General features: G+C 67.8%; 6 protein-coding genes. All 6 read left to right on the forward strand.

All coding sequences use genetic code 11. The features are described 5' to 3' along the window. The first annotated feature begins 156 nt into the window (after positions 1-156). Positions 157-1,227, forward strand: a complete 1,071-nt coding sequence (locus EB084_15375; protein NDD29638.1) for an SIS domain-containing protein — start codon at positions 157-159, stop codon at positions 1,225-1,227. 6 nt (positions 1,228-1,233) lie between these two features. After that, complete coding sequence (locus tag EB084_15380) at positions 1,234-1,659, forward strand: hypothetical protein (protein NDD29639.1); 426 nt, start codon at positions 1,234-1,236, stop codon at positions 1,657-1,659. A gap of 56 nt (positions 1,660-1,715) precedes the next feature. Further along, positions 1,716-3,113 (forward strand): HD domain-containing protein, encoded by a 1,398-nt coding sequence (locus EB084_15385; GenBank protein NDD29640.1) that lies wholly within the window; start codon positions 1,716-1,718, stop codon positions 3,111-3,113. Then, positions 3,110-5,302, forward strand: coding sequence for a hypothetical protein (locus EB084_15390; protein NDD29641.1), 2,193 nt, complete (start codon positions 3,110-3,112; stop codon positions 5,300-5,302). Before EB084_15385 ends, EB084_15390 begins: the two co-directional genes overlap by 4 nt. 190 nt (positions 5,303-5,492) lie before the next feature. Then, entirely contained in the window at positions 5,493-6,497 is a 1,005-nt protein-coding gene (locus tag EB084_15395) for a hypothetical protein (GenBank protein NDD29642.1), read from the forward strand. 16 nt (positions 6,498-6,513) lie between these two features. Next, positions 6,514-7,500 (forward strand): GNAT family N-acetyltransferase, encoded by a 987-nt coding sequence (locus EB084_15400; protein ID NDD29643.1) that lies wholly within the window; start codon positions 6,514-6,516, stop codon positions 7,498-7,500. Positions 7,501-7,620 lie beyond the last annotated feature (120 nt).

A 7,620-nucleotide genomic window follows, 5' to 3' on the forward strand; every position in this document is an offset into this window, starting at 1 on the left:
CTTTCACTTCTGTTGCGCGACAAAGATTTCCTCTGTACGCTCCCTCCCGCCTCCCCACCCGCGAGAAGGGCAGGAGACCCACCCTGACAGAGGGAACCCCCCGCGCGTGCGGAGCGCGCGCTCTCCGCACCCATCGCGACCAAGGAGGACCGCACGGTGCTCTCAAAGCCCGGGACCAGCACGTTCAACGACATCATGGAGCAGGCGCAGGCCTGGAGACACGTGTTCGAGGTGCTCAACGGCCGACGGGCCGAGCTCGAACCATGGCTGCGCGGTGAGAAGTTCGGGCAGATCGTGCTCGTCGGCTGCGGCTCGTCGTGGCACGCGGCGCTCTCCGCCGCGCGCGTGTTCCACGCCAGCGGCCTGAACGCGGTGGCGCTCCCCGCGTCTGAGGTGCTGTACGCCGCCCGCCCCCCGTATGACGTGCGCATCAAGACCCTCCTGGTGGGCCTGTCCCGGTCAGGGGCGACCTCAGAGACCCTGTGGGCCGTCGAGAAGCTGAAGGCCATCGATCCACGACTGAAGGCCCTTACCATCGCCTGCCGCGACGAGAGCGAGCTCGCCCCCCTGGGCGACGTGTCCATCGCCCTCCCCGGGGCACACGAAGAGGGCGTCATCGCCACCCGATCGCACACCGCGATGCTGCTCACGCTGCAGGTGCTGGCCTCGTGGCTCACGGCAAACGAGGCGATGCTGGCCGAGCTCGCAGCCCTGCCCGACACGTTCGACCTGAAGAAGCATCAGGCCGAGATCCAGAAGGCGGTGGCGCTCAAGCCCCAGCACATCACGTTCCTGGGAAGCGGCCCGTTCTATGGGCTTGCCGCCGCGAGCGCCCTGCTCGTGCGCGAGATGGCGAACCAGTCTTCTGACTACATGCCGCTCCTCGAGTTCCGACACGGCGCTCAGTCATCGGTGATGCCGCACACGCTCATCGTGGCCTACACCTCAGACGCCCTGCGCAAGGCGGAAGAAGAGATGATCCGCGAGATTGCGGTGATGCGCGGCCCTCGCATGATCATCTGCGGCGAGGCCGAGAACAAAACCAAGATGGGCACCGAGTTCGTCTTCGAGCTGGGCACCGAGCGATCAGAGCTGGCGCGCCTCTGCCTGTCTGCCCCCATCGGGCAGCTGTTCGGGTTCTACCTGGGCATCAAGAACGGCGTGAACCCGGATCGCCCGAAGCACGTGCAGCCGGTGGTGAAGCTGAAGGAGCGCCCGGGCGCCTGATCCACGGTGTGGAGAAGCGCCAACGCCACCCCGCGGCGCGCCAGCAGCGTGCTGCTCATCGATCTCGACGAGCTCTCCACGGCCGCGCTCGCCCAGTCGCTGGCGTCCCGGGGGGCGCACGTCTTCTTCACGGCGGCGCCCCACGTAGCGAGGCGTCTCTCGCAGGAGTGCTACTTCGACCTGGTGGTCATCGATGACCGCCTCGATGGAGAGGCGCACCCCAGCCTGGCGGACGTGATCGCCCGCGACGGGCATCGCTGCGTGGTGCTGAGCGTGGGCGCGGAGCGAAGGGCGTTGCAGACGGGAGAGATCACGGTGCGGGGGGGCATCCGCCGCCCGCTCGAGGCGGAGCGCGTCTTCACCCTGTCGGTGGTGGCCGGACAGGATGGGCGCTACGAGGAGATCCGGCGCTTCCTCGACCTCTCTCCCTGACCCGTCTGAATGCACAGAGCGAGGAACCGAACCCTCCCAGGCCGAAGCCAGAGCCGATGGAAACCTTCACAAGAGATGGCGCGCCCGCCTTCCGAGCGGTACACAACAGCGCGGGCTACGCGGGGCTCGAGCGGGTGTTCCGCGACCCGGTGTACGGGAACATCTCGGTCGCCTCTCCGGCTGTTCTCGATGTGATCGACTCCCCGTACTTCCAGCGGCTGCGTCGCATACACCAGCTCGGCATGTGCCATCTGGTCTACTACGGGGCAGAGCACTCGCGCTTCCAGCACTCCATCGGCGCGATGTGGCTGATGCATCGCATCCTCACGCACTGGCGGGTCACCGGCGCCGCCGCCATCTCTGACGATCTGGCGCTCGTGGGAACGCTTGCCGCGCTGCTGCACGACGTAGGACACGGCCCGTTCTCGCACGCGCTGGAGAACGTGTTCTCGAACGTGCATCACGAGGCCATCGGCATGCGCATCGTCGGGGAGCGGCTTCGCCCCATGCTCGAGGGCAGAGGGGTCGATGTCGATCTGCTCCTGAACGTCATGCGGGGCACCGCGGGCCTGCCGTTCCTCTCCGAGCTGATCTCGAGCCAGATGGACGTCGACCGCATGGACTACCTGCTGCGCGACTCGCACTACACCGGCGTTCGCTACGGGCTCTTCGACGTCGACAGAATCATCTTCACGCTGACGCCCATCCCCGATCGCGCCGCCCCGGAGCGACACATCCTCGCCATCACGGCCAAGGGCATGCACGCCGCCGAGGAATACCTGTTCTCGCGCCACTCGATGTACTGGCAGGTCTACTTCCACAAGACCACCCGGGCCTGTGAGGTGCTGCTCAAATCGGTGCTGCAGCGCGCCCGCGAGGTGTTCGGAGAGAAGCAGGCCATCGAGCTCCCCCGCAACCTGCGCTTCATGTTCGAGATGGCGGCCTCGAACACCGAGGCCTGGCTCGACGCCTATCTCGGACTCGATGACACCGACCTCTTCCACGCCATCAAGCTCTGGCGCAGCGACAGCGATGAGACGCTGGCCGACCTTGCCCATCGCTTCATCGATCGACGCCCCTTCAAAGCCCTTCCCCTGCTCTCTGACGACCCGGAGGTCATTGCCGAGATCGAAGCCGAGGTGTCACGCCACTACGGCGCGCGCACGCGCTACTACATGCACGTCGACCGACCGTCGGACACAGCCTACGACTTCTACACCGCGCGTCCGGGCACGCCCGTCATCCGCGTGCTCACCGAAGCGCCAGACGGCTGGGAAGAGATCTCGGCGGTGGCGCAGACGCAGGCGGTGCGAGCCCTGAGCCGCGAAGTGACCCGAGCCTACGTGATGCTCCCGGATGACTGCGCCGCAGCGGCACGGCGCATCATCGACGCCCACGCGCCCGCACGGCCCTCACGCCCCGCCCCGCCCGAGCAGAGGAACACCGACCTATGACGCACATCGCCATCCTCTCCGAGGGCCTCACCGCGGACCTCCGTCCCATCGGATACGGGCGCTCCACCTGGGACGCCCCCTTCCTCGGTCGACCGCTCCTGGCCAGCACGCTCGAATGGCTCGAGCGCGTCGGGTGCAGCCACCTGTTCCTGCTCGACGACACGCCGGAGCTGTGGCTCGAATCACTCGCCGCAACAACGCCCGTCGCCATTCCCATGCAACACGTCGACGCGCGTCGCGACCGCATCTCGGCGGGTGCCACCCTGGCGCCCCTGCTCACGCCCCTCGCGCCGACCCGCGTGTACCTCATCAAGCCGTGCGCCCTTGTCGCGCCCGACCTCGAGGGCCTGCTCGCCTTCCATGAGCAGAACGCCTCGCAGGCGACGTTCGCGCTGACGCGCCTCGACCCGGGGGGCCTTACCTGGCCCTTCATCCCGGCGTGCCGCATGGATGAGCACGGCGCCATCCTCGAGGTCGACAAGCTGCGCCGAACCGACGCGCTGGGCAGCGCCACGCTCGAGAACGTGCTGGGCGGCACCGCGCCGAGCCGCCCACGCGAGTTCTGGGCCCCGCGCAACCTGGCCGTCATCGAGCCGGAGCTGGCGTCACGCCTGCCCCTCACCGAGCTTCTCGCCCCGCTCTCCGGTCTCGCGCGCCAGCTGGCCTCTGACGGCGTGGCGTGCCACGGTCGCGCGCTGCGCGGCACGTGGTGGCCGGCCAGCAGCACGCTGGAGGTGATGGAAGCCAACCGCGCGGCGCTCGAGGCCGCGTCACACGACGAGACGCTGCTCAAGATCGCCACCCCCATCTCGCCTGAAGCCGCCATCGCCGCCGACGCCACCGTTGCGCGAAGCGTGGTGGCGCGGCAGAGCGACATCGAGAGCCGCGCCGAGATCACGGGCAGCGTCCTCGACAGCGGCGTTCGCGTGGGCGCGGGGAGCATCGTGCGCGAAAGTCTGCTGGGGGCCGATACGGCGCTGCCGGCCGGTGCTTCGGTGGTGGGTTCGGTGAGCGGCGCCGGCGAGTTCCAGAACCTCCTGCGCGGGGTCCCCATGGCAGGCTTCTACCTCGATGGCATTCGTTCGGTCGACGAAGACGCCGTGCTGACCTACTGGCGCGAGAGCGTTCCCCTGTTCGGGCGCGACCCGAACGCGACCATCGTCAAGACCCTGGCCCGCGGACTCGAGAACAACGTCTATCACCTGCATGACGGCGACCGACACGTCGTTCTGAAGCGCCGCCTCGACTGCAATGCCCATCCGCTGGTGCGAGAGTATCACGTCATGCGCGCCCTTCGGCAGAACGGAATCGCCCCTGACCCGTACCTGCTCGACCTTCGCCCCGAGATCCGGGTGGCGCCGTGCATCGTGATGGAGTTCCTCGAAGGCGAGCATCTCACCGAGGGGGCCATCACCCCCGAGATCGCGCGGGCTGTCGCGCGCGCCTGCCTGACTGTTCACACAACCCCCATCGACGCACTGCTGCGCGACCTGCCGGAGCTGGCGGATCAGGCCTACACCGACCTGCGTGGCTATGTCACCGATCTGGTCTTCCAGTATGGTGCCTGGCTGGAAGCCCGTCAGCAGGCCAATCTGGGAGACGACGCGCTCTCCACCCACGTCGGGCTGCTCGTGGGCTGGCTGTTCGATCTGGCTGAGAACGAGAACGAGCAGTGGAAGGGGTACGTGCCCCGCGCGCTCTGCCAGGGCGATCTGCGCGAGTTCAACATGGTGCTGCACCGCGGTGAGGTGCGCCTGCTCGACTGGGAGCGCTGCGGCATCGACGATCCGGCCTACGATGTGGGCTGGTTCCTCGCACTCGCGAACCTCTCTCAGGCGAGCGAGAAGGCCTTCAGAGACGCATACGGCCCAGGTCTTGCCGGCGACGTGACCTTCTGGCGGCGGGTGAACGCCTTCCGTGTCTCCGACGTGCTGACCTGGCCCATCCACCTCATCGATCTGGCGCGCAGCGTGCGCGACGGTCAGACTCCCGCAACCGATCCGCAGGCCCAGGCGCAGCAGTACGAGCGCGATGCCTATGCCGCGCTGGCGCGCGCGTTCGAGGCCCTCGAGCGCCAGGGCGGCCCCGCGCTCGGAGGCGCCTGCGATGCAGAGCGTGTGCGGTCGATGGGCCCTCTCTTCGGCGATCTCGCCCTTGGCGACGCCGTGGCCGCCCCCCCGCAGCGATAAAAGATCGCGCAGCGGCACACGCAATCGTTAACGTTTCCGCAACGATTGTCAAACTTTTCGCGTGAACTCGCCCCTTTACGTGCTCGATCTATCGTCTGGGCCCTGCTAACGTTGCATCAACGGGACGAGAGAAGACAAGCAGCGCCACCCTTGGCGATGCGAGGAGCTTGAAGGAAGGAAGGACGCGGCCATGAGCGAGCAGATCGGTCCGGTGGCGGGTGGAGGCGGCGTTTCACACGGGAGCGGTTCGATTGGCGGAGGCAGGCGAGGCGGCTTCGTGTTCGCTGGCCTCTGGGGCCACGGCGCGAACCGCGGAGGCGCGGAGGGGCGCGCGGGCGGGGCCACGGGAGCCCCGGCGGGCGCGTTCGCAGGATTCTTCTTCGGTGGGCCCTTCACCGGGGGAGGTCACGGCCAGGGCCGCGATCACGTCTCCCTCTCCTCGGAAGCGCGCCAAGGTGGCCAACGCTCCGAGCGCCAGTCGGGTGAAGGTCTCGCAGCCGCCATGCACCGCAACTACGCCCCTCCGGCGCAGAGCGGACAGGCGGGCATGGAGAGCAGCAACGGCGCGCAGCGCGCGCCGGACGTGCGTCCCCTCGAAGGGGGCGCAAGCGGCGGCAGCGCGCTCTGGAACTCGGTGAAGGACGGGAGATCGATCAGCAACATCAGCAGCTTCGGATCGAGCCTGTCCCAGAACAAGCAGTCGCTGATGCAGGGGCTCGATCAGGCGGGGGCCGACGCAGAGACGAAGAAGATGGTGATGTCGGTGGCCATGCAGGAGACCCAGCACATGAGCGTCGGCGAGCGCGACAACAAGAAAGACGGCGACGCGAAGTCGAAGAACTTCAGCGCGCTCAACATCAACGGCGACATGATCGACCAGCTGTACGGCAAGAACGGCGGAACGCTCAAGAACGTCCTGAACGGCCGCGACAACGACGCAAGCCTGAAGGCGGCGGCGAAGGTCATGACCGACGCCACGAAGCGCTGGGGCAAGGACAAGACACTGATGTTCCTGCGTCAGGGATCGGCCCCGTTCGTCGGGAACAAGGCCGACAACGCGCTCAAGGGGGGCGCCTTCAACGGCACCGCGAAGGAGTACTTCACCAACGTGGGACGCATCTCGAGCACCCTGAGCCAGAACCCCGCCCTCATGACCAATGACAAGCGGATCAACATTGGCACATCGTACATCTAGCGCGCGCCAGCGGCTCGTGGCCACGGCCGCGCACGCGGATCCGCTGGCCCGTGCCCTGGCGCGCCGGACATGGGCGCTCTGCGCCGCGCGTGGGTTCACTCCAGACCAGGTTCGCGAGCACTGGATGGCGGCGCTCTCCGAGCGCTTCGATGCCGTGCTCGAGAACCCGCAGATCGAGGTGCTCATCGAGACCGAGCACGATGAGATCACGTCGTTTGCCGTGCTGTCGCACGGTCAGGTCGAAGGATCGACACGCCGCCCGGAGAGCCGCGTCGAGTTCCCCTCGTGGCTGACCGGGCCGGAGCTGGTGGAGATGGCCGTTGCGCGAGCCCGCGCGCGCGGAGCCGAGGTGCTGTGCGCCAACGTGCCGGTCGACGAGCCCGAGCAGTGCGCCATCTACGTCGCGGCAGGCATGCTGGCCGAGTGCAAGCGCATCGTGCTCGATCTCGACAGGTTCGGCGCAAAGGCCCCGCAGAACGCGTCGCGCGATGCGTCTTCCCTGCGCCGCGTGCTGGAGCGCAGCACCCGCTCGACCGAGGTGCGACCTGCGGAGTACTCCGATCGGCTGTTCCTCATGCTGCTGGCCAGCGAGTGCGTCACCATGATGTTCCACCAGCGCCGGGAGAGCGAGCTCGCTGCCATACAGGAACGCTTCTTCGACTCGTATGCTCGGCTTGACTTCGACCACGAGAGCACGCTGCGTGCCTGGGTGGCCTCCGTGGCGGACGGGTCGCTCGCCGGCTCCATCCTCATCGAGCCGCTGCAGGCCCAGATGCCCGATGGGCGCTGGCAGGCCTACATCAACGACCTGTCCGTGCTGCCCGCCTACTGGGGTCGGTCGGTGGGCGCCGCGCTTGCCTTGCAGGCCATCGAAGCGCTGCAGGAGCAGGGGGTGCGCTACCTCACCGCCGATGTGAGCACCGACAACCAGCGCGTGTGGTCGCTGGCCCACCGCCTCGGGTTCGTCGAGGAGAGCCTGCGATTCGTGACGTTGCTGACGTGATGCGTCGCTCGCGACCGCGCAGCCAGGAGGCAGCAGTCCCCTGCACGAAGGGAGCGCTCCGATGATGAGCCACGATGCACTGCTGCGCATCCTCAACGCCCCGGCGACCTGCTCGGCATG

The organism is Pseudomonadota bacterium, assembly GCA_010028905.1.
Classification (GTDB): Bacteria; Vulcanimicrobiota; Xenobia; order RGZZ01; family RGZZ01; genus RGZZ01.